Source organism: Arthrobacter ramosus (assembly GCF_039535095.1).
GTDB lineage: Bacteria > Actinomycetota > Actinomycetes > Actinomycetales > Micrococcaceae > Arthrobacter > Arthrobacter ramosus.
This window is the reverse complement of the sequence record NZ_BAAAWN010000001.1, coordinates 5021564-5047635: the sequence shown is the minus strand read 5'-3', so window position 1 is coordinate 5047635 and position 26072 is coordinate 5021564. Positions and strand designations below refer to the sequence as shown.

Sequence of the window (26072 nt, the reverse complement as noted above, 5' to 3'; positions counted from 1 at the left end):
TGAAGGGTGTGCCAACACTGCATCAGTTGTTTTGGAATGTCACACCCAAAATAATGGCATGCGTGATCCATAAGGTGTAGGGTGGTGACCATGGAAACAAAGACCCCGCGGGCGCCTGCGGTCTATTTCACGGCCAAAGGCCAGGCGACACGACAGAGAATCACCGAGGTGGCCGCGCGCCTGATGTTCGAGCGCGGCGTGGCAGGCACGAGCCTGGAGGATGTGTTTGCCGAGGCGGGCGTGAGCTCTTCCCAGATCTACCACTACTTCGGCGACAAGCACGGACTCATTCGCGCCGTCGTCCAATTCCAAGCGAAGGCGGCCCTGCTCTGCACCGATCCCCTGGCCAGCACACTCGATTCCTTCGAGGCGCTCCGGGCATGGGCTCGCTTTCACGTCGAGGTGCAGATAGAACGCCACTGCGTGGGGGGTTGCGCCTTTGGTTCACTCGTCAGCCAGGTCACCGAGATCGAGCCGGACACGCAGGCCGACTTCAGCGAAGGCTTCCAGACGTGGCAGGGCACCATCGCGTCCGGTCTGGCCGCCATGCGGGATCGCGGGGACCTTCCGGCAACGGCCGATCCCAACGACCTGGCCGTCTCGCTGTTCGCCGCTCTGCAAGGCGGATTGATCATGACCCAGGCGCAACGGAACCCGAGACTGCTCGAGATCGCGCTCGATACCGCGCTCAATCACATCGAGTCCCTCGCTCAAAGGACCCCGGAACTCGCATAGCCGGCTTGGTGGTGGCGAAGCGCGTCCGGTATTCGGTCGGCGTGATGCCCAGGTACCGGCCGAAAGCGCGGCGGAGGGTTTCGTCGCTGCCGAACCCGCTGCGCTCGGCCGCTGCGGTGATGCTGTGGCCATCGAGCACCAGTTGCCGGGCCCGGTCGAGGCGGACCCGTTCAACCCAGCGGGCCGGCGTGGTGCCCAGCTCCGCCTGGAACAGGCGGGTCAGGTGCCGGGCACTGACCGCTGCGGCCGCGGACATTGCCGGCAGCGTGTGCTCGGCCGTCGGATCGGCGTGCACTGCTGCGGTCAGCGACCGCAGCAGGCTGCTGCGGGCCGGAGGCATGGCAAGGGCCGTGGAAAACTGGGACTGCCCGCCCGGGCGCTGCATGAACACGACCAGCTCGCGGGCTATGTCCCGGGCTGACTCCGCCCCGTGGTCCTCCTCCACCAGCGACAGCGCCAGATCAATTCCCGCGGTGATGCCCGCCGAGGTGATGTACCGGCCGTCGCGGACATGGATGACATCCGGCTGCACGTGCACTCGGGGGTAGCGGCGGGCCAAGGTTTCGGTATGCCGCCAATGGGTGGTTGCCCGGCGGCCGTCGAGCAGGCCGAGCTCGGCAAGCACGAATGCACCGGTGCACACTGAAGCAACCCGTCCCGCCCGCTCAGCGAGCGTGCAGACGGTGGCCAGCAGCTCGTCGTCGAGGTCCGGTTCGGTGAGCCGGTCGGCGCCGACGACGACAACCGTGTCGAGGGGCCCGGCGTCGGCCGCCGCAGTGGTGCCCGCCATCACCAGCCCGGAGGATGCCGTGACACTGCCGCCGCGGGGGGAGACCAGGACCGACGTGTACGGGAGGCCGGCGCGGAGTGCCTGGTGCAGCACCTCGCCGGGACCGCTGACGTCGAGCATCGTCACGCCGTCGAAGACGATAAAGCCCACCCGCTGAGTCATGTCTGAAATTGTGGTTTTCGTGGCCGTATGGACATGGCACCACCCTACCCTGCCGGGCGAAGCTGGAGGAGACCACCAACCGAAGAGGAAAAGGAAAACAAGATGGCTGAATCGATCGTGGGCGTGGATATTCCCGACAGCGCTTTGGCGCGGGAGGCGACCGAACTGGTACGCGAGGTTGCATCGCCGCTGCTGTTCGACCACTCCCGCCGGGTCTTCGTGTTCGGGTCGCTGCGCGGCCGCGCGCAGGGCCTGGATTTCGACCCGGAACTGCTGTACGTCGGGGCAATGTTTCATGACCTCGGCCTGACCGAAAAGTACCGCCGCACCGACCAGCGATTCGAGATCGACGGCGCAGACGAGGCCCGTCGGTTCCTGCACTCCCACGGGATCACCGGCGAGGCGGCCGACAGGGTCTGGACGGGTATCGCGCTGCACACCACCCCGGAGATTCCGCTGCACATGGCCCCCGAGATTGCCCTGGTGACCCGCGGGGTCGAACTGGATGTCCTGGGCATCGGTTACGATGCCATCTCCGACGAACAGCGTGCCGCCGTGGTCGCGGCACACCCCCGGCCGGACTTCAAGAACCGCATCCTTGAAGCATTCACCGAGGGCATCAAGAACCGGCCGGAAACCACGTTCGGCAACGTCAAGGCAGACGTGCTCGCCCACTTCGTCCCCGGATTCCAGCGCGGCGACTTCGTGGAAGTCATCCAGGGCTCCGACTGGTCGGAATAAGCGCGGCGGCAGGCGCCCTGGAGGGCCTCCCCCAACTGGGGACGAGACACCAGGGCGTCTGCACGAACATTCATGGCCTCGCGTCTCCGTCCCCAGTACGAGCACGACCCCGATTCTCGACCTGACAGATCCATGGCAGGCCCTCGCGATCCTCTCCCCGCCATGTGGCGGCCGACGCCCGGCCAACATGTCCTCAACGTGCCATCAACACTTGCTATGAAAAGTCAGGGTCCTCTCGACCGGAGGACCAAGCAAGTAGCCCAAACCGAAATTTGACGCGTATAGGAGCATCGTCGTAGCCAAACAGGTGATGACGGGCAGGAGCTCTGCGACGGACCGTCAGCACCCAACAGCCGGCCACGGAGCTTGTGATCCGCCGGCACAAGGAAAGTCTTGGGACCATCCCCTTGATTCGCCGTTGGGACCCACAGGAGCGGGAACACAGCGAGCCGCTTCCTTTCCTTTTCCAGCATTCCCGCGGGCCGCTGCGCGGAGTGTTCAGCACCAGCCGGATCGCAAAACTCCTGCGCACAGCCTGCACCGCGGCCGCCGAAGACCGGCCCGAATTTGAAGGGCTTGCATTCACCCCGCACGACTTCAGACGGATCTTCGCGACCGACCTGGTCAACAACGGCCCTCCGATCCACATCGGAGCCGCCCTGTTGGGGCACGCGAACGTGCAGACCACCAAAGGGCTACGTTGCCGTGTTCGATGAAGACGTCGTCCGGCACTACCAGATGCACCTGGCCAACCGCAGGGCGATGCGTCCGGACCATGAATACGCCCGCGTCACCGATGCCGAGTGGCAAGAGTTCGAGGATCATTTTGATAAACGCAAAGTTGAACTGGGCGCCTGCGGCCGCCCTTACGGCACGCCCTGCGCGCACGAGCACGCCCGCGTTCGCTGCCCCATGCTCCATGTTGAACCCCGGATGATTCTTCGCTTGGACGAACTGGAAGCCGACCTGATCGCCAGAAGGGAACGAGCAGAGACGGAGGGGTGGAAAGGCGAGGTCGACGGGCTGGAACTTACCTTGGGACACCTGCGTGACAAACGTGACCGGGCCATCCGGCTGCAGAAGCAGACAACGGCCCCGTCCACTTCTGCACCCTGAACTCTGTTGTTGCGCGCGGCGGCAATATCAATCGCCTCCCCGCCGGACCCAGCCCTGGAGACTAGGGGACACCCCGGCGCCACCGAACCGTGGTGGTCCACGGCAAGGACCAAGCCGAGGGCGAGTGCCACAACGCCGAGTGCGGCGTAGGCCCATGGACTATAGGTCTCGACCATGGTCATAGAAGGAACCTCTACTTCTGGTGCCGGACCGGGTAGCCGAGCTCTTCGGCGGCTCCAACGACACCCTCAGGCCATTCGGCCAGAAATGTCCACGGCATGTTCTCCTTGGCGAGAAAGTTCACCCGTCCCCAGGAATAGAAGGGATGCGGACGGCCCGGATAAAGCTCGCGGACGGCGGAACGCTCGAGCCGCCAAGGGCCGAGGTGGCGCGCCCACCAACGGGATCTGGGTCGAAACTCAAGCTGCGAGGGGCTCATGGTGAGTATGACCCGCGGTCCTTGGATCCTGAACCGCCCGGGGATCTCAAACCCACCTCTAAAAACGTATTCCAACGGTCCCTCTTCGGATTTGTTAGCGGCCATGAAAAACTGCCCGTAGGCGGCCACGAAAATGCCCACTGACGGCCAGTAAAACTGCCCGACGGTGGCCATGAGATCTGCCCACTTCCTTACTGAACCTGCCGCGTCTTAAGCGGCGGGGGCCTCTCCCCGGGATTTGATGACGGTGTCTAGTCGCATCAAATGTCGCCCAGGAAGAGGCCCTGTATGAAGCATGACGGAGAAATCATGGAAATTCTTGCTGCCTACGATCTGACCGGATCGTTGCGCGCCACGGCGGAGCTCACTGGATGCTCGCACCACACTGTTGCCAGGCATGTCGCGGCCCGGGACGCCGGCCGGCCAATCGCCGAACCGGCGCTCCGGCCCCGCGTCACGGACGTATTCCTGCCCAAAATTGAGGAATGGATCGAGGCGTCCAAGGGGCGGATCCGGGCCGACAAGGCCCACGAGAAGCTCCTCGCCCTGGGCTATGCGGGGTCGGAGCGGTCCACCCGCCGTGCGATCGCGCAGGTCAAAGCCGCATGGCGGCTGGGCCACACCCGCGTTCACCGGCCATGGATCACAGAGCCAGGGATGTGGCTGCAGTATGACTTTGGCGACGGGCCACGCGTCGGCGGGGTGAAGACCATCCTGTTCGTGGCCTGGCTGGCGTTCTCCCGGTTCCGGATCGTGATCCCGTTGCGGGACAGGACCGCGCCGAGCGTGTTCGCCGCCTTGGACCGCTGCTTCCGCATCCTGGGCGGGGCACCGACCTATGTTCTGACGGACAACGAGAAAACCGTCACCACCGCGCATGTCGCCGGGGTCCCGGTGCGGAACCAGCAGACCCTGGACTTCGCCCGGCACTACCCGTTTACTGAACTACGACACGCGTTTGTGCTGGTTGACGCCTAGTTTCTGGTTCGCTGTCTACGGTTTTGTTTTGTGATGAGCGAAGACGTGGACAGAGACCTGGCTCGACTGTCGGTGCCGTTGGTAGGGGCGGTTGAGAGCACAGGGGACCCGGGTAGGCCGTGTCGGCTTGTTGATGCCGGAGGCGTACCGATCGCGGCGGTGTCGGCGTTCTTCGATGAATTGCAGGCGGCGGGCAGATCGGCCTCGACGCTGCGTTCGTACGGGATGGACCTGCTGCGGTGGTTCCGCTTCCTCTGGGCGATCGAGGTCGACTGGAACCGGGCGAGCCGGGTCGATGCCCGTGACTTCGCCCGCTGGATGCTGGTGGCGGGCAAGCCGCAACGATCTCATTGGCGCAGGCCCGATGAGTCGGTGCGGCGTTGGTCGAAGCCGGTCCCGTATTCGCCGGCGGTCCGGGCGCACAGCGAGACGGTGCTGCGCCGGTTCTACGACTTCCATCTCGAGACCGGGGCTGGGCCACTGCTCAACCCGTTCCCGTTGGAGCGTTCACGGCGCGGGGGTCGGGCGCATGCCCATCACAATCCAATGGAGCCCTACCGGAACGAGCGGAGCGGCCTGTTCCGGCCGCGACTTGCCTCGAGGATCCCGCGCAGCATTCCTGACGAGAAGTTCAACGAGATCTTTGCTCGCCTGCCCTCACACCGGGATCGCGCGATGGTCGCTTTCTATGTCTCGACCGGGGCCCGGGCCTCGGAGCTACTGTCGGCCCTGCGCAGCGGCGTTGATCCGGGCCGGCAGGTGATCACGGTGATCCGTAAGGGCTCGGGTTCGAGTCAGGAACTGCCGGCTTCACCTGATGCGTTCGTCTGGTTGCGGCTCTATGAGCTCGAGATGCAAGGACGCCTGCCAAAAGGACGGTCGCAGCCGGTCTGGTGGACGCTGCGTGAGCCCTATCGTCCCCTGACTTACCATGCGGTGCACCGAATGTTCGAACGGGCGGTCCGCGCGGCGGGGAGCGATGCGACGCTCCACGGACTGCGGCATACTGCGGCCTACCGGATGGCTGAGGACCCGAATCTGCCATTGACCGATGTCCAGTTCGTGCTCGGGCACGCGCTGCTGACGACCACGCAGATCTACCTGAGTCCGCGGAAGCAGGAAGTGATCCGGCGCGTCTTGGACCACCACGAGCAACAGACCCGCCAAGCCCCGCGGCGGGCGGCTCCAGTTCCAGCGCCGGGCTATGCTCCCGAGACCCTGCAAGTCCTGTTCGGAGGGTCACGATCATGACTGTCCTGATCATCGACGATCCCCAGACGCAAGGTGGTACGTCCGCCGCCACTGCGCCATTGCTGAGTGGGGCGCTTCGGGCCCGACCCGCCGATACCGACTGGCCCGCAACGATGCTGGACCGGGCGGCCGCCTTGACCCGCATGCGATCGCGGCATGCCGAGGCGAGCGATCACATGAGCGTCCCGCGTCAGGGCAGCCGATGGGTTCTCGACTGGCTCGGCGAACATCCGGGCGCGACCTGGCAGGAAAAGTGGTCGGCGACCGGCGTCGAAGCAGAGGGTCGATCCTGGCGGCAGATTCCCCTGGCCTGGCTGCGAAGCCTCGGCCGGGAGAGCCCATGGGATGAGGAGCAGTTCTTCCGTTCCCTCCACATCATGCTCGGCGCCGACCTGATCCGCCCCTCGCTTGCCTGGTTGAGCGTCGCGGCGTTCGGGGCGGGGTCACTGGCCCGGACGATGGCGGCCATGCGTGATCCCGACGGATTCGCCGAACTCCGGGCCCGGTGCTCAGCCGACCCGAAGGTCGCCCAGGCGGCGCTGACCCGTAACCTTTACCGCGCCGCGGCTTTGGTCTCGGCAAAGGGCGGGACGATCCGTGACGCCACCCCTGGTGACGTCTTGGAGGTGTTGGACGCCGAAGCCGCCGCGCGCGGCACCAATGTCGGCTCGACCGGCCTGTTCTACCGACTGCTGCACGAGATGGGGTCCTTCGGGCCCGCCGCACCAGCCACGTTGCGTCACTTGCGCGTCGCCGGACAGAAGACCCCTGAAGAGTTGATCGACCAGTACCAGCTCTCCTCCCGTCACATCCGCGATCTCTTGGTCGCCTACCTCAAGGAACGCCAGCCGACTCTCGACTACCGCAGCCTGACCTCGATCGCTTACCACCTGGCCGGCCTGTTCTGGGCCGACGTGGAGCGCCATCACCCCGGCGTTGACAGCCTGGTCCTCCCCACCGGGGTCGCCGGCGCCTGGAAGCGGCGGCTGCGCACCATCACCCGTACCGCCACCGGTCCCGACGGACGCAAGCGAAACATCGAAGTCGAGCGGGTCAACTACCGCGAATGCCTGACTCCTGTCCGTGCGCTCTACCTCGACTTGGCCCAGTGGGCCGTCGAGGACCCGGCCCGCTGGGCGCGCTGGGTTGCTCCCTGCCCGATCGGAAGGGAGGAGATCGACCGCCGCAAGTCCCAGCGGCACCGCAAGTCCCGCATGGACGCCCGCACGCGACAACGTCTGCCGGTACTGCCGGTCCTGGTCGAGAGCGTTAACCGGCACCGGAAGGACGCCGCCGCGCTGCTGGAATCGGCAAACCAGGCGGCCCCGGGAACGATGTTCACCGCGGCCGGTCAGACCCTGATGCGAGTGGCTCCATCACGATCGGCTGCCGCGAAGATCTGGGCAGTCGACCCCGACACTGGACAGCGGCGCGATCTGGGCCACGAGGAAGAGCACGCGTTCTGGGCCTTCGCCGCGGTCGAGGTCCTTCGTGCCACCGGGATCCGCGTCGAGGAACTAACCGAGTTGTCCCACCACAGCCTGGTCCAATACCGGCTGCCCACCAGCGGAGAGCTCGTTCCTTTGCTGCAGATCGCCCCATCCAAGACCGACACCGAGCGGCTGCTGGTGGTTAGTCCCGAACTGGCCGACGTCCTCAGCCTCATCATCCGCCGCGTCCAAGACCCCAAGACCGGAGCCGTTCCGCTAGTCGAGGCATACGACCAGAATGAGCGAATCTGGAGGCCAGCCGCACCAGTCCTGTTCCAGCGCAGCGTCGTGGGCGAGCAGCGGGCTATAAACCCAGGACTGATCCGCGATCTGCTCACCGAAGCCCTGGAGCAGTCGGGTCTGACGGACCCGGTCACGGGCGAGCCGCTGCACGTCACACCCCACGATTTCAGAAGGCTGTTCATCACGGACGCCGTCCTCAGTGGGCTGCCGCCGCACATCGCGCAGGTCATTGCCGGACACCGCGACATCAACACCACCATGGGCTACAAGGCTGTCTACCCCACCGAGGCAGTCGACGCCCACTTGGCGTTCCTCGCCCGCAGACGATCACTGCGGCCCAGCGAGGAGTACCGCACCCCCACCAACGAGGAATGGGAAGAGTTCCTCGGGCACTTCGAGAAACGCAAGGTCGCGACCGGGACCTGCGGGCGAGCCTTCGGAACCCCCTGCATCCACGAGCACGCCTGCATCCGCTGCCCGATGCTCTGGCCCGACCCTGCCCAACATGGCCGGCTCCTCGAGATCCGCGACAACCTCCTCGCCCGCATCGCCGAGGCCGAACGCGAAGGCTGGCTCGGCGAGATCGAGGGCCTACAAGTCAGTCTCGCCGGAGCCGAGGACAAACTCGCCCAAGCTCAACGGCGCCGCACCGGCCAACCGACCGTCTCGCTCGGATGGCCCTCCACCAAGAAAAGTTGAGCATCACCGGCACCAACGGGCACCCCTGTTGGGCGAGTTCAGAGAATACGGGATCACCGTGCTGACCTGCCAGCCCGCGGACCCTGCCACGAAGGGTGGAGTCGAAGCGTCCGTGAAACTGGCCAAGGCCGACCTCGTGCCGAAGGACACTAACCTCCGGCCTGAGTACGGTTCTTTCGCCGAGCTCGAGGCCGCCTGCCAGGCATTCATGGACGAAGTAAACAACCGTGAGCACCGTACCACTCGGCGTAAGCCGGCCGCGGTGCTGGCAGAGGAGGCATCCCGCCTGCACCGGATCCCGGAGACCGCGCACACGGTCGCGTTCGGACTGGCCCGCACCGTTCCGGAGAACACCCCGATGGTCACCTTCGAAAACGCCCAGTACTCCGTGCCCGCGCACCTGCTCGGAGCCCGGGTGTTCGTCCGCTGCCACGGCACCGGGCCCGACGAACAGATCGTCATCGTCCACCACGGCCCGTCCGGTCCGATCGAGGTCGCACGCCACGGCCGGGCCAGGCCCGGCAGCCCCGCGATCATCGATGAGCACTTCCCCGGGGCCAGGACCAGAATCCCGGGCGACTATGCCGTGAAGGCCCGCAGCGCCGGCGAGGCCGAGTTCCTGGCCATCGGTGAGGGCGCCAAGACCTGGCTTCTGGAGGCCGCGGCGGCCGGCACTGCCAGGATGAACGTGAAGATGGCCGAGGCCGTGACCCTGGCCAAAATCGCCGGGACCGCTGAAGTCGATAAAGCCCTGGGCAACGCAGCAGTCCACGGCCGATTCGCACACCCGGACCTCGCCTCGATACTGAACGCCAATATCCAACGCACCACCGCCCACTCCGCGGACGAGACCCGGTCCCTGACCCAGGGCACCGGCGCCTGGGCAGCTATGGGCGCCGGACCGTTCGCTACGCCGAAGGAGCAGAACCGATGAGCCCGGTCACCACCACGAACACCACCGCCCCGGCACTGCCGGCAGACCTCGAAGCGCTCATGCGCCAGCTGAAGATGCCCCACGCCCGGGCCCTCGCCCCGGAACTCATCGCCACCGCACGAGCCCAGCGCTGGGAACCGGCCGAGGTCATCAAGGCCCTGTTCACCGAAGAAACAGCCGGCCGGGCCCGGTCCATGCTCGCCACCCGCCGCAAAGCAGCAGGCTTCCCCACGGGTAAAACATTCGACGCCTGGGACCCCGCAGCCTCCTCGATCCCGGCCCCGACCCAGCAGGCACTGCGGACGCTGGAATGGATCACCCGGCGGGAAAACCTCGTCGTCTGCGGACCCTCCGGGACCGGGAAAACGTTCTTCCTCGAAGCCCTCGGCCAACAGGCCGTCGAAGCCGGGATGCGCGTGGCGTGGTTCCGGCTCGAGGACCTCGGAGCCCTGATCCGGGCCCACCGCACCGATGACAGCGTCACCCGCGCGGTCACCAGAATCCTCCGCGCCGAACTCGTGGTGATCGATGACATCGGCCTGCTACCCGTGGCCACCGACGCCGCCGAAGGCCTCTACCGGGTCGTGGACGCCGCCTACGAAAAACGCTCCGTCGCGATCAGCTCGAACCTGCACCCGGCCGGCTTCGACGAGCTCATGCCCAAAACCCTCGCCACGGCCACCGTGGACCGGCTCCTGCACCACGCCCACGTCTGCCAAACCAGCGGTGACTCCATCCGCCTCACCCAGGCCCTCGCCGGAAAAGGAGTCACCCAACTGAACTAACACGACCGAAGATGGCCAATCCCGCCGAACCATTCAGTGGGCAGATCTATTGGCCATCACCGGGCAGTTTTGCTGGCCACCAGCGGGCACATTCACTGGCCGCCGGTGGGCAGAAACTGATGGCCATTGACACGGATTGTTGTCGGTATGTCCCAGAGGTACCACGGGCGGACAGTGCAACGTCATTCCCGCTGACGGACGCGGCTGGGTCTAGAAACTGCGCCGTGGTGGCGGCAGGAATCTTCCCCTGCCACCACTGACGTCTATTGGCCGGCAAGTAGCTGCCCGGCAAACCAGTTTTCAAACCGCTTGGTGTCTCGGGCGAGATGTTTGGAAATGACAAATTGCCCTGGCTGCAGCTCCCATCCGATAGTGCCGGCGAGGGGCAGCACCAAGAAACTAATTGTGGTGAACCGACGCCGATCTTTACGTCGGAGTAACGCCCTAACAAGAGCCATGACCCTGAATGGCAAAAAGTTCTCGGCTCGCGGATCCTTCCAGCCATGAACCTCATCTACCTGGCCCCGATGCCAGGCTTCGGCGTCCTTGAGTATGGGCGCGGAAGCGTCCCGAAGGTCGGGCCGGGACTGAAGCCCCAAAGTCAACGCGACTGGATGATGCACTCCGGTGAGAGAGCGCAGGGTGCCTCCCATGAGTTCTGACCACCATGGGATCCATTGTGCAGAAACCAACTCCCCGGGCGCACAGACGGCCGAGCTAATTGGCACGCGACTGCGTTGTGCGTCGTCAGCTCTGCGGTGATGTGGATTGTTCGACCGGCAAGTGAGGCGAAGGCAGGCCTGCCGAGCGTGAACCGTGAACCGCACTGATAGGGCGTTGGAGCGCGGTGTCGATCTGGGCGATCTTTCCTTGGCTCGTGTCAGGCTGACTTTCAGTCCTTCCCGGTGGCATTGGAGTTGACGACGGCAGCCGGCACAATCACGGAATCTCACCGGTACGGTTGTGGATCGGTCCTGTCCGCCGACCAAAGCAGGGTGCGGGTCGCACCTACTCCGACGCAACTTCACCACTCACTTTCAGTGCAATGCACACTCATTTCCAGTGCTTCGCACACTCATTTTCAGTGCAATTCCCACTCAATGATCATTTTTGGCCGTAGCGTCGGATGTGTTGTCAGGCTAGCGCTTCGGGGCGCTCTCCTCAGATTTGAAGGGCCGCTAGGCTCACGCTTCAAAGCCTGGGTGTCTGCGTTAGGAGTTCGGAAGTGTTCGAAGAGGAAGCCCGACGGGCGCTTGCCTACGTGGCCCGCGGCGTCAGTGTTCGGATCGTCGGCGGCCCTGGTAGTGGAAAATCAACGGTCTTGGAGTCGATCGCCGCTGGCCTCGAAAAGGCCGGAGTCACTGTCTACAGCCTCTTGGGTTCGCGGCTCCTGAATGAGACCCCGTTCGCAGGGATTGGCGCACTCGGACTGGACGGGCGCGGGCAAGAGAATGGGCCGCTAGGAGTCGCGAACGTGCTCGCCGAACAGTTGGCGCAGCGAGGCCCGCGGGCCATCGTTGTTGACGATATCGATGAGCTCGACAAGGAATCAGCCGCGGTCGTTGACATTGTCCAGAGGCGGACCCAACGGCCGCTGGTGGTGACGATGGACGATGCCCCCCTGGGCTCAGGGGCCTCCGTGTTCACGCCTGCCCGATGGCCGGAGGCAACGATACGACTCAGTCCTCTTGATTACGATCAAGTCAACAAACTCCTGGCCCAGACGCTTGGGTCGCCGCCGGACGTGGATTTGACCACCGCCGTGCTCATGAAATCCGGAGGCAACCCGCGGCTCGTGGTCAGGATCGCCGAAAGCGCCGAGCTGAGCAAGCAGCTTATCCTCCGCGATGGACAGTGGACCATGTGCGGGAACACGCTCTGGAACGAATATCTCCAGAGCACCGTCCAGGCACTCCTTCATGGCCTCAGCGCCGATGAACGGACGGCTTTGCATACCCTGTCTGTGCTGGGTCCCCGGCCGCTGGGGTCCCTGAAGCCAGTAGTTGAGACAGATATCCTGGACAGGCTCGAAATGCGGGGGCTGGTTGCGCTCACCGAAGACAGCGGCGGAGCCATGTGGGTAGGAGTCAGTCCACACATTGTTGTCGACCATTTCCGTGACCCTCACGTGCGATCCTCCCGCAGGGTGCTGGCGGATCGGATTAGCCGGGAGATCGATTCCCCTGACCGGCCGGTAAAGACTTCCCCGCCTGAACTTCTGGCCGAACTGATCAGAGACCTGCGAAATGAAGCCGGCGCCGGTACGGCTGCGACGCAGCACTTCCAAGACCAGCTACGGGATCTGGAAGAGTCACAGTTCGACGTCTGGGACTCCGAAAAGACCATGTCCAACGCAGCAGCGTTCCTCAAGTTCTATTGGGGCGGCCCGATCGACCCCTCACGCATCGAACAAGTCTTCGGCGAAACTGAGACGGCCGGCGCTGATCCTGCCGACCATTTCTTCTTCGCCATGACCCGGGCGCTGTGGGCCATCGTCAGCGGCGGGCAATTAGCGGCCGCGACGGGCATACTCCAGGACATCGGCCAAGCTCACCCCGATTGGAAAGCAGAAGCCCAGGCGTTCGCGCTCTACCTCGAAGCGTCCTTCGACCGAATGCCCACAAACCTCGACGAAACCTTGGACGGGCTGGGCAGCCACCACCCCGAGAGCGGCGTTCTGCCGGTCATCCGGGGCATTCTGGAGCTCTACCGCTTCGATGCCCAGGCGGCCCTCCGGGCCCTTGACTCTGCGGACGGCTTCGAAATCGCCGCAAGCGTGGAACCCTTCGTCCGTGGACTCGCTCTCCATATTGCCGGCCACGGCGAGGAAGCACTGATCTTCTCCCTCAGCCAACGCGCTGCGGCGCGGCGCCGCCTTGATCAGTTCGGCTTCGTCGCGAGCAGCTACGTCGCGGTACTGGCCATGACGCAACAGGGACTCAGCAAGGAAGCTGACCGGGTGATGGCCAGTGTCTTCGCGCTCGGCCGGCCCGGCTTCCTGGTGAACTTCCTCCACGACGCCATGCTCAGAATCGCCGGCCTTCGCGTTTTGGCCAGCTCCGGTAAGAACGTCCCCTCGCTGGGGATTCAGGCACGCAAAGACGTCGCTGACATCGGCCCCCTGCCTGGAACCGGTAAAGCAGTCTATGAACTCGTTACCCGGAAATACGCCGATCCAGCCGACTTTGATCAAAACGCCGCGGACCTTCTGGAACAACAACTGGACCGCGGCTACATCACCGAAGCCGTGTATGCCTCATTGTTCATGTTGTCCCTCTATCCCGGATACAAGATCCTGGAGACCACCCAACGGCTACTGCAGGAAAACGGCGCGAACACCCATGCCCAGTTCCTCGCCATCGCCGGTGCCGTTCGTGACCGGGACCACCAACTACTGAAGATTCTCCTGGACCAATACGAAGCCGACTCCGACCTTCCCGCGATCACCAGGCTCCTGAAAAGCACATTAAGGCGCTTTCTCCACAAACGACACCATGGCTTGGCCAAGACCCTTCAGCGGATCACCTCAGTCTTCGAAGACCGCTTCCCGTCGCAAGGAGAACAACTGACCCTCGACACCGGAGGCCAACCCCAGGGCCTGACCGCCCGGGAAAGAGAAATCGCCATCCTGGCAGGCAGCCAACGCACCCCCGAAATCGCTGCCCTCCTGGGGATCAGCCCCCGGACCGTGGAAAACCACATCTCCAGGGCCCTTGGCAAGACCGGAACCACCACGCGCCAGTCCCTTTATGAGCACGCTCGAAACGCCCAAACAAATGACGGATGACTGAACCAGGGCGTAACGTCCTGCGATGGGGCCGGCGGAACCGGGCGCATCGCTGCTGATGCACCCCTTTCGGCCATGCCTTCTTCGATTTGATGAAAGTACTTAGACCACTTCCCACCCATCGGTGTCAAGAATTTTGCTCCCATTGAGTGGCCATTGCCCAAAATTGAGTATAGAAAGATCTCAAATTGAGTGGTTTATAAATAAGGACTGAGTAAGTGTCGAAACCTGACGCGCGGTCGATCGATTATGATTTCGAACCCTTAAATTAAAGTCTCCTGACCTGTTATTAAAAGGTCTTGACTAATACATCAGGCCTGCATACTTTCATCGTGAAGCCTCTGCTTCGCCGGGCGCCCTACCCGCCATCACTCGCAGGAGGACATTGTGAATGTGAAGTCAAAGACCTTGAAGAGGGTAGGTGCAGTCGGCGCCGCCACCATGTTGGGGGTCGCCGCTTTTGCGGTAGCGGCACCGGCGGCATCGGCCGCCTGGAGACTATGGCATTTGGGAGATCACGAATGCCTTCTACTTGCGAGGCTGCTAACCATCATCAAGACCATCAGCATTGACGGGCGTGGTCGGCGCCGCTCAGAGACGCCGGCCACGTAGTCGGCTGTAAAGCACCTGAATGGATTGGCAGAATGCATACTAAGATCCCTCGGAAACGTTATTTCACATCAGCCGAAACTTTGAGCATTGTTGGTCGGATGTGGCCAATAATGACAATTGTCCTGGTGTTGGGGATCCTCTTTGCCAGCCTGTATCTGGCTCTTCGCATTTAGGCATGGTTGGTCTGTTTGATCCGGTAGGGGCGGTGGCCGCCGGCGGCGAGTAGGCATCTGAGTCGGTAGTTGGTGAAGTTGCGGAAGCCGCGGGCGATTCTGCGGGTGGTTTCGATGACGCCGTTGATCGCTTCAGTGGGCCCGTTGGCCGCGTCGTGGGTGTCGAAGTAGGCCAGGATCGCTGCCTTCCATTGTTTGAGTGTCCGGCCCAGTCGGGAGACTTCCGGTATCGGGCAGGACGGGAAGGAGGAGATCACCTCGTTGACGAGTTCCCTGCCCCGCTCCGGCCGGGCGTGGTAGATGTTGCGGAGCTTCTGGTAGCACTGCCAGGCCAGGGTGACTTCGTGGTCCGGGTCCCCGAGGGTGAGTTTCGCGTCGAGCCGGGCGGATTGTTTGTCGGTGAGGTGTTCGGCGCCGATCTGCAGGGTCCGGCGGATCCCGTAGAGCGGGTCGCCCTTGCGTCCGCGGTGCCCGAGGGTGTCCTGCTGGACCCGGCGGCGGACCTCATCGACCATGGCTGATCCCAGTTTCACGACATGGAAGGCATCCAGGACGGTGATGGCTTCGGGCAGTTCGTCTCGGATCGCGTTCGCGTAACCGCGGAACGGATCCAGCGCCGCCGTTTTGATGCCGGCGGTGAATTCCTCCCCGCGGTCTTTGAGCCAGTCGGCGTAGGCCTTCCCGGACCGCCCCGGAACAAGGTCCAGCAACCGGGCATGCACCACACCGTTCGCGTCGCGGGTGTGGTCCACGATCCCGGTGACCATGCCGGAACCCGGCGGCCCGGTATGGGACCAGACATGCTCATCCACGCCTAGCGCGTTCACCCCTGCCAGCCGGCCGGCCGCTGCGATCCGCCGGGCGGCCTCTGCCTTGATGGCGTCCCAGGCCGTGTGCCAGGAGACGCCGAGCTGGTGGGCCAGGGCGGAGACGGAGGTGTCGAAACGCTGCAGGCCGTCGGTCGCCCACGCAACGGCCCGGGCAGTCAGTTTTGCCCGGGGCCCGGCCAACGCATGTTCTTCGGTGAACGTGGTTCTGGGGCAGTCAGGGTCCGGGCAGCGCCAGACACACTTGGCCCACAGCAGCCGCACCGGCCGCCCGAAACACGGGGTGTCATGGAGCCGGACCTGCCGGCGGCCGTGGCCAACCGCGACGACACCGCAGTCCGGACAACCGCTGACGGTTTCGGCTGTCTCAACGTGCAGAACCAGGCCGGAACCGGCCGCCGTGACAGAGCAGACGTGGATGCCGTCGACACCAAGAAGCGCGTCGGCCCGCTCGCACCAGCGACCGCCCGGACAGGAAGTAGCATTGGCCATATCAGGGTCTCTTTTTTATTTGGAAGCTTGGTCGCTACCAATTCAAAGAGGCCCTGACCTCTCTCCTCCCGCACCACGCCGCAGCGGCATCAGGACACGCTCCTGCCCTCGGCGGCAGACGGCCCTAACCACGCTCATCTGCGAAGGGCCCTGTATCTGCTTGGCCTCGGCGTCTACCCTCCGGTGGATTTCCTGGTTTATCGGTACGCCTCGGTGGCATCTTGGCCGGGGGAAGACGTTTATGCCCGCAACCTTTTTGGGGAACTTCTGCCCTCCGAGGGCCTGCCTTTCGTCTACACGCCGTTCTCAGCCGCGCTCTTATCCGTCACGAGCTTGCTTCCTGCCCAGACGTCCTTCGTGCTGTGGACCACCGGCTGCGTGGCAACCTTGGCGTTCATCATTGGTGTTTGCCTGCCGCGGTCCTTGCCCCGGCGACGGACGATATGGCTCACGCTTCTTCTTCTGGGCTGCTGTACCACGATCGTTGCGCAGCACTTGGTGTGGGGTCAGATCAATTTGTTCCTCGCCGGACTCTGTCTCGCGGATTTCGTTCGTCACACGAATGGACGGTGGTCCCGGTTCGTTCCGAAAGGGGTGTTGATCGGGATCGCGGCCGGTATCAAGCTGACCCCGGCCATCTTCATTCCATATCTCTTGATAACAAGACAATGGCGTATGGCGGTCTCGGCGGTTGCGGGTTTCGCCGGGACGGTCATTATCGGCGGGATCCTGTTTCCCACCATGTCGGTCACCTACTGGTTCTCAGACGTGTGGCAGCTCAGCTCAAAGGTTGATCTCGGCACCCAGTTTGCCAGCGCGGGTAACAACTCCATACAGGGGGCGGCCGCAGCGATCGGGCATTGGGCAGTCTCACCGTCCAAGGTGATCGTCATCGTTGTGGCCGTTCTCGGCCTGTTCGCGGGCGCGAAGATCTTCCGTGCGGGACAAATGCTGGCGGCAGTTCTGGCCGTTGGAATGACTGCCAGCCTTGTCTCACCTGTGAGTTGGTTGCACCACTGGGTATATCTGATCCCGGCTCTCGTCGTGCTTTGGTTCCTGGGCCGGAAGCCCACTCGCGTATTCGTAGCAGCTGCCGCGCTCGTTCTGCTGATCCATGGAACGGATCTGGGCGAGCACATGCTGCAGAACGGCCCGACCCTGCTCGCACCCTTGGGCATACTCCTTCGGGAGTCTCTGCTGCTCATTTCAGTCTCAACGATTGGCTTGTTCCTCGCGTTAAGAAGCCGTCCATCGCCTCCCGCGGCAGCAATCCTTGACCATCGTCCTGTGGAAGGTATCCCCGCCAGGACCTGAGGACTTCCGTTCTCGCTCCCAGCCGCCCGCTGCTGACTGATTGCCCTGCGGCGCACCCGGGCAGGGCGAAGAGCAGCCAGGGAACTGTCGCTGCGACCGTCAGGCCGGCAACCAGCGTTGGCGACTGCGTGACTTGAACGGCCTGCAGCGGCAGCGCAGTCTTGAAGACACCATCCGCGAGGTTGGACAGCCCGGATGAGGTCCACAGATTCCTGTCCGGTTGTGCTCAGCGCGCGTAGGCGAGGTTGCGCATGAGTATGATGTCCTCGGTCTTGCCGGCACGCCGGGCGAGCGATACTGCCGGAGGGACTGTGGAGTTCGCCGGCGCCGCGGCCCGCCTCACGGCATGAACCGGTACCCGATCCCCACCTCGGTGATCAAGTGGCGCGGGTTCCCTGGCTCCGGTTCGAGTTTCCGCCGGAGCTGCGCCATGTACACGCGCAAGTAATTGGCTTCCTTGGCGTAGGCCGGGCCCCAGACCTCGCTGAGGAGCTGCTGCTGGGTGATCAGCTTCTCGGGATTGCGCACGAAGAGATCCAGGATCCTCCACTCCGTCGGTGTCAGCCGAACGTCCTCGCCGTCGCGCGTCACGCGTCTCATGGCAAGGTCCGCAGTGAACGATTCCGTGACCAGCACGGGCGCTTCTTCGCCCGGATCCGCGGTGCGCCGCAGGATCGCCCGGAGACGCGCCAGCAGCTCATCGAGCCCGAAGGGCTTGGTGATGTAGTCGTCTGCGCCGGCGTCCAGGGCTTCAACTTTGTCGTCGGAGCCGTGCCGTGCGGAGAGGACCAGGATGGGCACACTGCTCCATTCACGCAAGCGGGTGATGACCGTGGTTCCGTCGATGTCCGGCAGCCCGAGGTCGAGGATCAAGACGCCCACCGGATGTTGGGCGGCAGAGCGCAAGGCCGATTCGCCGTCGGACGCGGTGGCTACGGTGTAACCGTGGGCTTGGAGCGTGATCCGCAGCGCCTTGACGATATGGGGATCGTCGTCCACCACCAGGACGTTGCTCATCTTGCCTCCCCGGATGCACTATCTGAGCTGCACGACGGCGGCACATGGCGGCGCTCCAAAAGAACCGATTGCGCTTCCATGGGAGCTTGCGCCTCCTCGTTCGGGAACGCGACCCCTGTGGACAGCGGAAGCCGAATGACCATGGTCAGGCCGCCACCTGGAGTCTCCTCGGCGGTGAGGGTGCCTCCCATCGCTTCCGTGAATCCCTTGGCCACGGCGAGCCCCAAACCAACCCCGGTGGAGGAAGGGACGTCGTTGAGCCGCTGGAACGGCTGGAACATCCTGACCACGTTTTCGGCGGGGACTCCTTGGCCGTGGTCGATGATGCGCAGCTCCCCGGACGGCCTACCGTCCAGGGTGGACGAACTGAAGCCACCCGCGGCTCCCACCAGTACAACATCGGAATCCGGTGCGTACTTAATGGCGTTCTCCACGATGTTTGCAATGACGCGTTCCAGCATCCCGGCGTCGGCGTCGATCTCCGGCATGTTTCCGGGCAGGTCGACGCGCACCCGTCCCGGCGGTATGCCATGCAGGGCGGTCGGGATCACTTCGTACCAGCGCAACGGGCGAATGAGGGCGTTCACCGAATCCGAGGTTATGCGGGACATGTCCAGGAGATTTCCCACGAGGACGTCCAGCCTGTCCGAACATTCCTCGATGGTTGCCAGCAGCTCCTGTTCCTCCTCGGGTGTGTAATGGACGTTGCTTTGCCGCAAGCCGCCCACGGCCAATTTGATCCCGGCCAACGGAGTCCGCAGGTCGTGGGAGACGGCGCGCAGGATGGAAGTGCGCATGGTGTTGCTCTCGGCCAAGCGCATGACCTCCCGTCGGCTCGCTGCCAGTTGTCGCCGCTCGAGCTGGGCCGAAAGGTGTGCCCCGAAGGCGCCGAGCAACCGGCGGTCGCTGGCTGGCAGGATGCGGCCGGACAGGACCAGCCGGGTTCCGGCGTCGATCTGTTCGGTGTTTTCGCCGCCGTCGGGAGGGAGTGGTGCGGCCTCTCCGGCCTTCGCGACGAGGCGCCAGCCGCCGGCCGCCCCGCCAGTGGAACCCGCGGCTCTGTAGAGTGCCGCCCCGCGCATCTGGAATACGTCCAGCGCTTGCTTCAAGAGTTCTTCGACGGTGTCCTCGGCGCTCGATGCCCCACGCGTGAGATCACCCAGGGTGGTGGCCTCGGCACGGGCCCGGGCGGCTTCCTTGGAGCGTCTGGCCGAGACGTCCACGACGGCGGCCACTGCGGCTGAAACGCCCACGAAGACCAGCAAGGCAAGGATGTTCTCGGGGTCGCTGATGGTCAGGGTTCCCACGGGCGGTATGGAGAAGAAGTTCACCAACAGGCTGCTCCACAGGGCACCAAGCAGGGCGGGCCACAACCCGCCGACCAGGGCAACGGCAACCGAGCCCGTGAGCTGGAGGAGCACCGCCGTCGCAATGCTGTGCGAAGGGCTCGCGGCCAGCAGGAGCTGCAACAGAACCGGAAGGACCACCGCCATTGCAAACCCGACGATCACCCTGGTGCGGCCAAGGTCCCGCTGCCGCGGACGGTCGACACCCCGGCCACCCAGAGGATGCGAAACCATGTGCACGTCAATATCGCCGGAGTCACGCACCACCCGGTTGCCGATCCCCTGGCCGGTCAGCCTCCCCACCAGGGACCGGCGCCGCGAAATCCCGACGACGATCTGCGTCGCGTTCACGCTGCGGGCAAAGTCAAGCAAAGCCTTGGCCGGATCCTCCCCCGCCACCGTATGGTAGCTGCCGCCCAAATCCCGGACCAACAGGCGCTGGGCCTCCAACGCTTGCGGAGATTCCGCGGCCACTCCATCGGCCGCGCGGACGTGCACGGCGAGCAAGTCGCCGCCGTTGACGCGCTTGAGGATCCGTGCTGCGCGGCGGACGAGGACTTCTCCTTCGGGCCCGCCGGTGAGGCCGATGACGATCCGTTCCCGGGCGGGCCAGCTCGCCTCGATCCCCTGTTCCGAACGGTACTTCGCGAGCCCTTCGTCCACGCGGTCAGCCAGCCACAGCAGTGCCAGTTCCCGCAATGCCGTCAGGTTGCCCATCCGGAAATAGTTGGACAGCGCGGCGTCGATCTTGTCCGCCGAATAGATCTTGCCGTCGCCCAGCCGTTGCCGCAACAGCTCCGGCGAGATGTCAACAAGGTGGATTTGATCGGCACGCCGCACGACGTCGTCGGGCACAGTCTCCGCCTGCCGGACGTCGGTGATTGCGCTCACGACGTCACCGAGGGATGCCAGATGCTGCACGTTGACCGTAGAGAGGACGTTGATGCCGGCGTCGAGCAGTTCCTCGACGTCTTGCCAGCGCTTGGCGTTGCGGCTTCCGGGGATATTCGAGTGGGCGTATTCATCGACGACGGCGGTGCTCGGCTTGCGTGCCAGGACCGCGTCGACGTCCATCTCTTCAAAGCTGGTGTCCCGATACGCGATGGTGTGCGGTGGAATGACTTCCAAGCCGTCCAACAAGGCACGGGTATCGCTGCGCCCATGGTCCATGGCGAAAGCCACCACCACGTCTTCACCGCGTCCGCTCAACCGGTGGGCCTCTTCAAGCATGGCGTAGGTCTTCCCTACCCCCGGGGCTGCCCCGAGGAAAATGCGCAGCGTTGCCCGTGCCATGTGGTCATTCTTTCACTTGTTGAACGCGGCAGTTGCCCGCGGGCCCGGCAACGCTCACTTAGCCGGCGCCGCTGCGGCCACGTCCAGGTTCAGCTCCGTGACGTTCACGGACGGCTGCCCCAGGAAGGCCTCAAGTCCCGTGACTGTGCGGCGGTCCACCATGGCCTGCACCGTTTCGGGACTCAGCCCGTGAGCCTTGGCCACCCTGGGCACCTGGAGCCGGGCGTAAGCCACCGAGATCTGCGGGTCCAGCCCGGAACCGCTCGCCGTCACGGCGTCGGCGGGGACGTCGGACTCCTTGACCCCCTCTGCGGCGGCGACGGCGGCACGGTTGGCTTTGACGGCGTCGAGCAGTTTGGAATCGTTGGGTCCCAGGTTGCTGGCGGTTGACGCCCCCGGGTCCCACTTGGCAGCCGAGGGGCGGGCGTGGAACCACAACGGGTTCTGGTTGCCAGCGTCGTTGGCAGAGACTTGCGCGATCAGGGCGGAAGCGGCGGGCTTTCCGGCCGAGTCTTTCACGATGGAACCATTGGCCTGGAACGGCGCAACAGCCTGGCCGACCCCGAAAATCGCCAGCGGGTAGATCAATCCAAGGACAACGGTGGCCAGGAGCAGGAACCGCAGCGCCGTTCCTGCTTGCCGAAGATAGCCGGGAAGGGTGTTCATGGTGGGCTCCTAGCCGATGCCGGGGATGAGGGAAATGAGCAGGTCGATGAGTTTGATCCCGATGAAGGGAGCTATGAGACCGCCCAGGCCGTAGATCGCGAGGTTCCTGGCCAGCGCCTGGTTTGCCGAGACTGCACGGTATTTGACGCCGCGCAAGGCGAGCGGAACCAGTGCGATGATGATCAGGGCGTTGAAGATCACCGCGGACAGGATGGCCGAGGACGGCGTGGACAAGCCCATGATGTTCAAGAGGCCGAGCCCCGGAAACGCGGCTGTGAACAGCGCCGGAACGATCGCGAAGTACTTCGCGACGTCGTTCGCCACCGAGAACGTGGTCAGGGCGCCGCGGGTGATGAGCAGCTGTTTGCCGATGCCCACGATGTTGATGAGCTTGGTGGGATCAGAGTCCAGGTCCACCATGTTGGCGGCTTCCTTGGCCGCCGGCGTACCGGAGTTCATGGCGACGCCGACATCCGCCGCTGCCAGGGCCGGGGCATCGTTGGTGCCGTCGCCGGTCATGGCCACCAGCCGCCCTTCGGCCTGTTCTTCCTTGATGACGGCCATCTTGTCTTCCGGGGTGGCTTCGGCAACGAAGTGATCCACCCCGGCTTCGGCGGCAATCGCCTTGGCCGTGATGGGGTTGTCCCCCGTGATCATCACAGTCCGGATGCCCATCCGGCGCAGTTCGGCGAAGCGGGCGTGCATGCCCGGCTTGACCACATCGGCCAGGTGGATGGTGCCCAGGACCCGGGCTCCGCCGTCGTTCCCGACGCCGGCCACCAACAGCGGGGTGCCGCCCTGGGCCGAGATTTCCTGCACCTTCAAGTCCACCTCGGCAGGCGTGTGGCCGCCGGCATCCGCGACGAACTTGGCGACCGCGGCTGCGGCCCCCTTGCGGATCTTAGTCCCGTCGAGGTCCAGGCCGCTCATGCGGGTGCTGGCGCTGAACTCGACAACGGCGAAGTCTTCCGAGCCCTTCAGGAGAGCAGCCAGGTCTGGGCCGCCGACACCCTTTTCTGCGGCGAGATCCACGATCGAGCGTCCTTCCGGGGTCTCGTCGGCCAAGCTGGAGAGCCGGGCCGCTTCGATGAGTTCCGTGCGGTCGACGTCGTTGGCGGGGAAGAAGTTGACCGCGCGCCGATTGCCGTAGGTGATGGTGCCGGTCTTGTCGAGCAGCAGCGTGGTGATGTCTCCTGCGGTTTCGACCGCGCGGCCGGAAGTGGCCAGGACATTGTGTTGCACCAGGCGGTCCATGCCTGCGATGCCGATGGCGGGCACGAGCGCCCCGATAGTCGTGGGGATCAGGCAGACCAGGAGCGCCACGAGGACAATCGGCGACGGGGTTGCGCCCGCCAGGGAAGCGAACGGGGCCAGGCTCATGGTGACTGCCAGGAACACGATGGTCAGGGAGACCAGGAGGACGTGGAGTGCGATTTCGTTGGGCGTCTTTTGCCGGACGGCGCCTTCCACGAGCTTGATCATCCGGTCGATGAACGTCTCGCCTGCCTCGGCCGTGATCCGGACGGCGATCCGGTCCGAGAGCACCTTGGTTCCTCCGGTCACCGAGGAACGGTCGCCGCCGGATTCGCGGATGACGGGCGCCGATTCACCTGTGATGGTGGATTCGTCCACGCTCGCCAGGCCCTCGATGATTTCGCCGTCGGAGGGGATAACGTCCCCGGCTTCGCAGATGACGACGTCGTTCTTCCGCAGTTCCGTTCCCGGTACCTCTTTGAGGGTGCCGTCCTCGAGCCGACGCCTGGCAACAACGCCTTTCCGGCTGGCCCGGAGGCTGTCTGCCTGGGCCTTGCCCCGTCCCTCGGCGATGGCCTCCGACAAGGTACCGAAGAGCACCGTCAGCCAAAGCCAGACGGTCACCGAGATGCCGAACACGGCCGGCTTGAAGATACAGATGGCCGTGCAAAGAGCCGCGCCGACCAGCACGGTGAACATCACCGGAGAATGAATCATCTGGCGCGGCGCGAGCTTCCGCACCGCAACCGGCAAGGCAGACCGGAGGCTGGCAAGGTCCAGCTTGGCCGGCGCCTTGGTGTGGTGCTTGTGCTCCCCCGGTGTACCCAGGGGATTGCCGTCGGCGTATGTCTGGGCGGCGGTGTCCGAGGCTAATGCCGTGTTGGACCGGGTCATTTGAGGAGTCCTTCTGCGAGGGGGCCCAGGGAAAGGGCCGGGAAGTAGCTCAACGCGGTCATGATCACCGTGACGCCGAGCAAGAGAGAACCGAAGAGCCAACCGTGGGTCGGAACCGTCCCGGATGACGCCGGGATCTTGGGTTGTTTCGCCAGGGAACCAGCCAAGGCAAGCACCAGCACGATGGGCAGATAGCGGCCCAGCAGCATGGCGAGGCTCATCATCACCGACAGGTACGGTCCGGAGGTGGTGATCCCGCCGAACGCCGAGCCGTTGTTGTTCGCGCCGGAGGTGAAGGCATAGAGCACTTCACTGAACTGGTGCGGTCCGGAGGCAGGTGCATTGGCCACGGCGTCCGGAAGAAGGACGGTGACCCCGGCCAGGGCCAGAACCACGGTAGGTGTCACGAGGATATACATGGCCGCGAGCTTCATTTCCCGGGGTCCGATCTTCTTGCCCAGGAATTCCGGGGTGCGGCCCACCATCAGCCCGGCAATGAACACGGAGACGATCGCGAGGATGAGCAGGCCATAGAGCCCGGATCCCGTGCCGCCGGGGGCCACTTCGCCGAGCATCATGTTCACCATGGCGACTCCGCCCGCCAACGGCGGCAGGGAATCGTGGGCGACGTTGACCGCACCGGTAGACGTCAAGGTGGTGGCCGTGGCAAAGATGGCGCTTTGGGCCGCGCCGAAGCGCTGCTCGAAGCCTTCCCCCAAACCTCCGGCAGCAGCGGTCGCCGTCCCCTGTGCGCCGGCAACGGCCCAGCCCATCAGGGCCGTGGAGCCCAACCAGAGCGTGCCCATGACCCCGGCTACCGTGTAGCCCTGCCGCTGGTCCCCCACCATGCGCCCATAGGCGTACGGCAAAGCAAAGGGGATGAGCAGGATCAGGAAGACTTCGAACATGCTGATGAAGACGTTCGGGTTCTCGAACGGGTGCGCCGAGTTGGCATTGAAATAGCCGCCGCCGTTGGTTCCCAGGATCTTGATGGCTTCCTGGGAGGCCACCGGGCCACCGGGGATCGTCTGGGTCACGCCCGTCGCCTGGTTGACGACGTCGGTGGACCAGAAATTCTGCACCACACCGCCGATCACCATCACGATGGCCGCGAGGACAGCCATCGGGAGCAGCACGCGGAAGGAGGTGCGGGCCAGATCGACCCAGAAGTTCCCTAGCTTGTCCGTCCGGGTTCTGGCGATGCCGCGGATCAGGGCGACCACCACCACGATTCCAACCGCGGCTGACAGGAAGTTCTGCACGGCAAGCAGACACATCTGCGCGAAGATGCCCATGGTGGTCTCAGGGGTGTACACCTGCCAGTTGGTGTTCGTCGCGAAGGAAATGGCCGTGTTCATGGCCGTCCACGGATCTACGCCAGGCAATGAATTGCTTCCGGGCAGCACGCCTTGGAGCCGCTGGAGCAGGAACACCACCAGGATGGACACGGCGGAGAAGACCAGCACGCTGCGCAGGTAGATGGACCATCTCTGCTCGGTGTTTGGGTCCACCCCGGATAGCCGGTAGAACAACCGCTCCACACGGGTCGATTTCTTGCCCTCAAACACGCGGGCAAGGTAGACGCCCAACGGCTTGTGCACCAAGATCAGCAACAAAAGCAGAACGGCCACCTGGGTGACGAAGGAGGCAATACTGAAAACCATCCGTCATCACCACTTTTCCGGGTGGATCAACACGGCCAACAGGTAGCCGAACAGACACAGCCCTGCGATGAACAGGACCAACCACATCACGGCGTCCGCGCTCACTGCCCGTTCACCGGCCCATCATCGCCGTCGACAATTTTGCCCAGAAGGTGGGCAATCCACATCACGATCCCCATGGACACCACAAAGATCCCCACAACAGCCACGTCGGCCACTGGAACGTCCTTTCATCCGCGCCCCGTTTGCGGGGCTGCTGCCAGTCAACTCCTTGGCAGGCGGCGAAAATCGGTTCCTGATGGTTCCTTAACACCCCAGGGCCGAATCTTGACGGCTTCTTAACGGGTGGGGGGTGGATTCCGGGAAGTCG

18 protein-coding genes and 2 pseudogenes are annotated in these 26072 nt (G+C 64.3%); 11 read left to right on the top strand and 9 right to left on the bottom strand.

The features are described from left to right. The first annotated feature begins 90 nt into the window (after window positions 1-90). Window positions 91-735 (top strand): TetR/AcrR family transcriptional regulator, encoded by a 645-nt coding sequence (locus ABD742_RS23245; protein WP_234751676.1) that lies wholly within the window; start codon window positions 91-93, stop codon window positions 733-735. On the opposite strand, the gene ABD742_RS23240 is transcribed toward ABD742_RS23245, so the two are convergent. Further along, window positions 689-1687 carry a GlxA family transcriptional regulator gene (locus tag ABD742_RS23240; protein WP_234751675.1) on the bottom strand — a complete coding sequence of 333 codons (999 nt, stop codon included), beginning with the start codon at window positions 1685-1687 and terminating at the stop codon, window positions 689-691. The genes ABD742_RS23245 and ABD742_RS23240 overlap by 47 nt on opposite strands. Window positions 1688-1789: 102 nt before the next feature. On the opposite strand from ABD742_RS23240, the gene ABD742_RS23235 reads away from it, so the two are divergent. From ABD742_RS23235 to ABD742_RS23230, 3 genes are all read left to right on the top strand, one after another. Continuing rightward, a complete protein-coding gene (locus tag ABD742_RS23235; protein ID WP_234751674.1) occupies window positions 1790-2428 on the top strand; it encodes an HD domain-containing protein in 639 nt (212 codons plus the stop codon). Window positions 2429-2796: 368 nt separating this feature from the next. Beyond that, window positions 2797-3144: a tyrosine-type recombinase/integrase gene (locus tag ABD742_RS24430; protein ID WP_372460941.1), complete on the top strand. Its 348-nt coding sequence runs from the start codon at window positions 2797-2799 to the stop codon at window positions 3142-3144. Then, on the top strand, window positions 3134-3544 hold the full coding sequence (locus tag ABD742_RS23230) for a hypothetical protein (RefSeq protein WP_234751673.1): 411 nt from the start codon (window positions 3134-3136) through the stop codon (window positions 3542-3544). Before ABD742_RS24430 ends, ABD742_RS23230 begins: the two co-directional genes overlap by 11 nt. Window positions 3545-3737: 193 nt before the next feature. On the opposite strand, the gene ABD742_RS23225 is transcribed toward ABD742_RS23230, so the two are convergent. Further along, a complete protein-coding gene (locus tag ABD742_RS23225; protein WP_234751672.1) occupies window positions 3738-4157 on the bottom strand; it encodes a hypothetical protein in 420 nt (139 codons plus the stop codon). 114 nt (window positions 4158-4271) lie between these two features. On the opposite strand from ABD742_RS23225, the pseudogene ABD742_RS23220 reads away from it, so the two are divergent. From ABD742_RS23220 to ABD742_RS23195, 6 genes and pseudogenes are all read left to right on the top strand, one after another. Beyond that, a pseudogene (locus ABD742_RS23220) lies at window positions 4272-4916 on the top strand (DDE-type integrase/transposase/recombinase); the annotation flags it as partial. Between the two features lie 204 nt (window positions 4917-5120). Beyond that, window positions 5121-6212: a tyrosine-type recombinase/integrase gene (locus tag ABD742_RS23215; protein WP_344789171.1), complete on the top strand. Its 1092-nt coding sequence runs from the start codon at window positions 5121-5123 to the stop codon at window positions 6210-6212. Then, complete coding sequence (locus tag ABD742_RS23210) at window positions 6209-8644, top strand: site-specific integrase (RefSeq protein ID WP_234751670.1); 2436 nt, start codon at window positions 6209-6211, stop codon at window positions 8642-8644. The genes ABD742_RS23215 and ABD742_RS23210 overlap by 4 nt, the downstream gene beginning before the upstream one ends. 40 nt (window positions 8645-8684) lie before the next feature. Further along, window positions 8685-9578: pseudogene (locus ABD742_RS23205) on the top strand (transposase); the annotation flags it as partial. After that, window positions 9575-10363, top strand: coding sequence for an IS21-like element helper ATPase IstB (gene istB / locus ABD742_RS23200; RefSeq protein WP_234751668.1), 789 nt, complete (start codon window positions 9575-9577; stop codon window positions 10361-10363). The pseudogene ABD742_RS23205 and the gene istB, both read left to right, overlap by 4 nt. 1225 nt (window positions 10364-11588) lie before the next feature. After that, window positions 11589-14150: a LuxR C-terminal-related transcriptional regulator gene (locus ABD742_RS23195; protein ID WP_234751667.1), complete on the top strand. Its 2562-nt coding sequence runs from the start codon at window positions 11589-11591 to the stop codon at window positions 14148-14150. A gap of 781 nt (window positions 14151-14931) precedes the next feature. Here ABD742_RS23195 and ABD742_RS23190 read toward each other — a convergent pair. Then, window positions 14932-16254, bottom strand: coding sequence for an ISL3 family transposase (locus ABD742_RS23190; protein WP_234751666.1), 1323 nt, complete (start codon window positions 16252-16254; stop codon window positions 14932-14934). A gap of 183 nt (window positions 16255-16437) precedes the next feature. Between ABD742_RS23190 and ABD742_RS23185 the strand changes: the two genes are divergently transcribed. Further along, window positions 16438-17568 (top strand): glycosyltransferase 87 family protein, encoded by a 1131-nt coding sequence (locus ABD742_RS23185; protein WP_308193862.1) that lies wholly within the window; start codon window positions 16438-16440, stop codon window positions 17566-17568. Window positions 17569-17907: 339 nt separating this feature from the next. Here ABD742_RS23185 and ABD742_RS23180 read toward each other — a convergent pair whose 3' ends face one another. The 6 genes from ABD742_RS23180 to ABD742_RS23155 are packed head-to-tail and all read right to left on the bottom strand — an operon-like array spanning window position 17908 to window position 25789. Continuing rightward, window positions 17908-18585: a response regulator gene (locus tag ABD742_RS23180; protein ID WP_234751664.1), complete on the bottom strand. Its 678-nt coding sequence runs from the start codon at window positions 18583-18585 to the stop codon at window positions 17908-17910. Continuing rightward, window positions 18582-21224 carry a DUF4118 domain-containing protein gene (locus ABD742_RS23175; RefSeq protein WP_234751663.1) on the bottom strand — a complete coding sequence of 881 codons (2643 nt, stop codon included), beginning with the start codon at window positions 21222-21224 and terminating at the stop codon, window positions 18582-18584. The genes ABD742_RS23180 and ABD742_RS23175 overlap by 4 nt, the downstream gene beginning before the upstream one ends. Window positions 21225-21278: 54 nt before the next feature. Next, window positions 21279-21890 carry a K(+)-transporting ATPase subunit C gene (kdpC, locus tag ABD742_RS23170; RefSeq protein WP_234751662.1) on the bottom strand — a complete coding sequence of 204 codons (612 nt, stop codon included), beginning with the start codon at window positions 21888-21890 and terminating at the stop codon, window positions 21279-21281. Window positions 21891-21899: 9 nt separating this feature from the next. Continuing rightward, complete coding sequence (gene kdpB, locus ABD742_RS23165; protein WP_234751661.1) at window positions 21900-24038, bottom strand: potassium-transporting ATPase subunit KdpB; 2139 nt, start codon at window positions 24036-24038, stop codon at window positions 21900-21902. Continuing rightward, window positions 24035-25702 carry a potassium-transporting ATPase subunit KdpA gene (gene kdpA, locus ABD742_RS23160; protein ID WP_234751660.1) on the bottom strand — a complete coding sequence of 556 codons (1668 nt, stop codon included), beginning with the start codon at window positions 25700-25702 and terminating at the stop codon, window positions 24035-24037. The genes kdpB and kdpA overlap by 4 nt, the downstream gene beginning before the upstream one ends. 6 nt (window positions 25703-25708) lie before the next feature. Continuing rightward, window positions 25709-25789, bottom strand: a complete 81-nt coding sequence (locus tag ABD742_RS23155; protein WP_231497388.1) for a potassium-transporting ATPase subunit F — start codon at window positions 25787-25789, stop codon at window positions 25709-25711. Window positions 25790-26072 lie beyond the last annotated feature (283 nt).

Coding starts and splice junctions, on each gene's coding strand:
- ABD742_RS23245 (WP_234751676.1), top strand. CDS start 91: ATGGAAACAAAGACCCCGCGGGCGCCTGCGGTCTATTTCACGGCCAAA.
- ABD742_RS23240 (WP_234751675.1), bottom strand. CDS start 1,687: ATGACTCAGCGGGTGGGCTTTATCGTCTTCGACGGCGTGACGATGCTC.
- ABD742_RS23235 (WP_234751674.1), top strand. CDS start 1,790: ATGGCTGAATCGATCGTGGGCGTGGATATTCCCGACAGCGCTTTGGCG.
- ABD742_RS23225 (WP_234751672.1), bottom strand. CDS start 4,157: ATGGCCACCGTCGGGCAGTTTTACTGGCCGTCAGTGGGCATTTTCGTG.
- ABD742_RS23210 (WP_234751670.1), top strand. CDS start 6,209: ATGACTGTCCTGATCATCGACGATCCCCAGACGCAAGGTGGTACGTCC.
- istB (WP_234751668.1), top strand. CDS start 9,575: ATGAGCCCGGTCACCACCACGAACACCACCGCCCCGGCACTGCCGGCA.
- ABD742_RS23190 (WP_234751666.1), bottom strand. CDS start 16,254: ATGGCCAATGCTACTTCCTGTCCGGGCGGTCGCTGGTGCGAGCGGGCC.
- ABD742_RS23180 (WP_234751664.1), bottom strand. CDS start 18,585: ATGAGCAACGTCCTGGTGGTGGACGACGATCCCCATATCGTCAAGGCG.
- ABD742_RS23175 (WP_234751663.1), bottom strand. CDS start 21,224: ATGGCACGGGCAACGCTGCGCATTTTCCTCGGGGCAGCCCCGGGGGTA.
- kdpC (WP_234751662.1), bottom strand. CDS start 21,890: ATGAACACCCTTCCCGGCTATCTTCGGCAAGCAGGAACGGCGCTGCGG.
- kdpB (WP_234751661.1), bottom strand. CDS start 24,038: ATGACCCGGTCCAACACGGCATTAGCCTCGGACACCGCCGCCCAGACA.
- kdpA (WP_234751660.1), bottom strand. CDS start 25,702: ATGGTTTTCAGTATTGCCTCCTTCGTCACCCAGGTGGCCGTTCTGCTT.
- ABD742_RS23155 (WP_231497388.1), bottom strand. CDS start 25,789: ATGTGGTTGGTCCTGTTCATCGCAGGGCTGTGTCTGTTCGGCTACCTG.